Source organism: Synechococcus sp. R6-10 (assembly GCF_047461815.1).
Taxonomy (GTDB): Bacteria; Cyanobacteriota; Cyanobacteriia; order Thermostichales; family Thermostichaceae; genus Thermostichus.
Genome location: NZ_JANSHW010000149.1, coordinates 1 through 2,785, shown reverse-complemented (window position 1 = coordinate 2,785; position 2,785 = coordinate 1). Strand labels below are relative to the sequence as shown.

5 protein-coding genes are annotated in these 2,785 nt (G+C 58.7%); 1 reads left to right on the top strand and 4 read right to left on the bottom strand.

The features are described from left to right. The 3 genes from NW837_RS04895 to NW837_RS04885 all read right to left on the bottom strand — a co-directional run. The coding region (locus tag NW837_RS04895) for a DUF255 domain-containing protein (RefSeq protein ID WP_414329524.1) at window positions 1–182 on the bottom strand (182 nt) is incomplete at its 3' end. A 106-nt stretch (window positions 183–288) separates the two neighbouring features. Continuing rightward, window positions 289–792 (bottom strand): GNAT family N-acetyltransferase, encoded by a 504-nt coding sequence (locus tag NW837_RS04890; RefSeq protein WP_414329522.1) that lies wholly within the window; start codon window positions 790–792, stop codon window positions 289–291. 73 nt (window positions 793–865) lie between these two features. Then, window positions 866–1,333 (bottom strand): SRPBCC family protein, encoded by a 468-nt coding sequence (locus NW837_RS04885; RefSeq protein ID WP_414329520.1) that lies wholly within the window; start codon window positions 1,331–1,333, stop codon window positions 866–868. 294 nt (window positions 1,334–1,627) lie between these two features. Here NW837_RS04885 and NW837_RS04880 point away from each other — a divergent pair, with 294 nt between their 5' ends. Next, the gene (locus NW837_RS04880; protein WP_238376947.1) at window positions 1,628–2,404 is read left to right on the top strand and encodes a DUF502 domain-containing protein; all 777 of its coding nucleotides are present in this window, start codon (window positions 1,628–1,630) and stop codon (window positions 2,402–2,404) included. Here the strand turns inward: NW837_RS04880 and NW837_RS04875 are convergent. Further along, window positions 2,401–2,785: TIGR03792 family protein (locus NW837_RS04875; protein ID WP_414329518.1), on the bottom strand; the 385-nt coding region annotated here is incomplete at its 5' end. The two genes, NW837_RS04880 and NW837_RS04875, sit on opposite strands and share 4 nt — an antisense overlap.

The following is a 2,785-nucleotide window of genomic DNA, read 5'->3' as shown; positions in this document are numbered from 1 at the left end:
AAGGCCTCGCCCTCCATGACCGTACACCAGTGGCAACTGGAATAGCCGATGGATAGGAAAATCGGCCTATCCTCGGCCCGGGCTTTCTCCAGAGCTTCTGGGATCCAAGGCCACCAATCCACCGGGTTCTCGGCGTGCTTGCGCAAGTAAAGGCTGGAACTTGTGGCGAGGCGATTGGCCATGAGTACACCCTCTCACCCTTTTTGCTTTTCAGGCTAGCGCGTCCTCCTCCCAAGGCAGAGCCAACCCACTGTTGTTCAAGATACACTCACCCAGGATCCCTGTCGGTCAAGCCTGCTCCTGCTCGGCAGCCGGGACTAAAAACTCCAGAGGGCGCCCGTGCAAGACCAAGGTGGTGCTGGGGTTTTCCACAAAGCCGATCCGCTCGTAAAAGCCGCGCTGATGGGTTGTGAACAGGTAGATGCGCTCCACCGACTGCAGGTGGGGATGGCTGATCAGGGTTTCCACCAACTTGCGGCCAATGCCCTGACGTCGGTAATCGTGATCAACCACGATATCCCAGAGGACGGCTCGGTAAACCCCATCGGAAGTGGCGCGGCCAAAGCCAATCAGGCGCTCCCCATCCCAGGCGCTGACCACCGGATGGCTGTGGGCAACGGCCCGCTCCATCTCCTGCCGCTGGCGATTCTGCGCCCAAAAGGCATTGCGGTTCAACAGCAGGAGAAGTTGATCCAGATCCAGCTCGCCCCGCTCCAGAGAGAAGCGAATGTTGCGGTTGTCCACCGGCTGACGAGAGAGGGCGATGACAGGCTCAGGAGAGGGATCGGGCATGAAGAAAACCTTTGCAGCAGTGAGGGTTGGCAAGGGGAAGTTCAACAAAACGCTTGGGCCTGACAAACTGAGGCTAGCTGGCCGAGGCATTGTCGGCGGCTGGCCCCGCCTGCTCTAGGGCATAGGCCTTGAAGCGCTCCAGGTCCGCCTGGATGGTGCTCTCCACCACTTTGCCCACAAACAGGCCATCCAAGATTTTGCCGAGGATCCCCGGGAGCTTGTAGGCCACCGACAGCTTCACAATGGTACTGCCTTTGCGGTCGTAAAAGCGCAGCGCGCCCCGATTGGGCAGCCCCTCCACCGAACTCCAGCCGATGTGTTGGTGTTTCACCACCGTGTGGGTGCGGGAGATCCAACTGAAGGTGAGGCCGCGGGTATCCAGTGTCCACCGGGACAGCTCCTGATCCAGCAATTCCACCGAGCGGATCCACTTCATCCAACGGGGCATGAGGGTGAGGTTGGCCCACAAATCCCATACCTGCTCAATGGGAACAGGCACCTCCACCTGACAGGTATGCTCTAGCCAATCTGACTCTGACATAGGGCCTCCCACGCAACACCCAGCAGAAACACAAACCATCCAGGGGCTTGGCCACAACGCCTCGGGACGGGATCCCTGCCTTTACAAAATTTTATATCGACCTAAGATAGCATTATCGGCCTGATGAAAGTTTGGGGCTCTGCGCTTTTTGGCAGCCCGATTTCTTTTGCCGGCAAGTTGCGGCTGCCCCCCATGAGGGCAACGCAGAAGGCAGGTATCATGATTGCCATCTGCAAGCTTCACTTGCAAGGGTTCGATGCATCCACTCGGTTGACTCGACGGGACGACCTCACCATGGTTTCACAATGGAAACAGCATCTTAAGAACTACTTCGTGGCAGGGTTGCTGGTGGTGATCCCTCTGGCAACTACCATTTGGCTGACGGTGGAGGTGGCCACCTGGAGCATTGGCTTTCTGACCAGCATTCCGAAGCAGTTCAATCCCATCCAGGGTTTGCACCCGATCTTGATCAACCTCATCGATCTGGCGGTGGGCCTGTTGACGCCGATTGTGCTCATCCTGCTGATCGGCTTTATGGCCCGCAACATTGTCGGCCAGTGGCTGCTCAATCTCAGCGAACAGTTGCTCCATGCGATTCCGGTGGCGGGGCTGGTGTACAAGACCTTGAAGCAATTGGTCAGTGTTTTGTTTGCCCCCAACAATCAGCGCTTTCGGCGGGTGGTGCTGGTGGAATATCCCCGACCAGGAGCTTGGGCGCTGGCCTTTGTGACGGGCACCATTCAAACTCCCATTCGGCCCGATGGGCCGCAGCGCTCCCTTGGCCTGTTTGTGCCCACCACCCCCAATCCAACGACGGGCTGGTACGCCATTGTGCCGGAAGACCAGGTGGTGGAAGTGTTCATGCCGGTGGAAGATGCTTTTAAGATGCTCATTTCCGGCGGCATTGTCACCCCCGAGAGCTTTGAAGCGGGGCTGCAGCGGCGAGAAGGAGCTTTGGCCGTGACCATGCCCAGTTTGCGGGAGCTGGTGGAGCAGGAGCGGGTGGCAGGATCCCCCAGGGCTGACTCGGTGGGCTCTGAGGTAGGTTTTGAGACTGAAGGGATCCCTTAATCCTGCTTTCCTGTCCCTGCAGAAGGGCCGGGCTGCCAGAGCTGGTATTCTTTGGCCTGTTCCAAGCGCACATAAAAAGGCCGCATTTGCCGATCCAATGCCTCCACTTGCTCGGAGGGAAAGGCCTTCCAGTCAGCACGGCTGGCCCAGCGGAGGATGAGGTGGACAAGTTCGGGATCCTCTTGATCCAGCCAAACTTCTTTGCCCAGAAAACCCGGATGCCGGCGCAGGGCGGATCCCCAAACCCGCTCGTCTTGCTCAAGAAAGGCTGCTTGCCCACCGGGAGGAACCCGGAAGCAGAGATGTTCGATGGCGATAGGGCCGGGCGGGCTGGGGCAGGTCGACATAGGAGCAGAGGCGGCAAAGTTAAAGATGGGCCCT

Coding starts and splice junctions, on each gene's coding strand:
- NW837_RS04880 (WP_238376947.1), top strand. CDS start 1,628: ATGGTTTCACAATGGAAACAGCATCTTAAGAACTACTTCGTGGCAGGG.
- NW837_RS04890 (WP_414329522.1), bottom strand. CDS start 792: ATGCCCGATCCCTCTCCTGAGCCTGTCATCGCCCTCTCTCGTCAGCCG.
- NW837_RS04885 (WP_414329520.1), bottom strand. CDS start 1,333: ATGTCAGAGTCAGATTGGCTAGAGCATACCTGTCAGGTGGAGGTGCCT.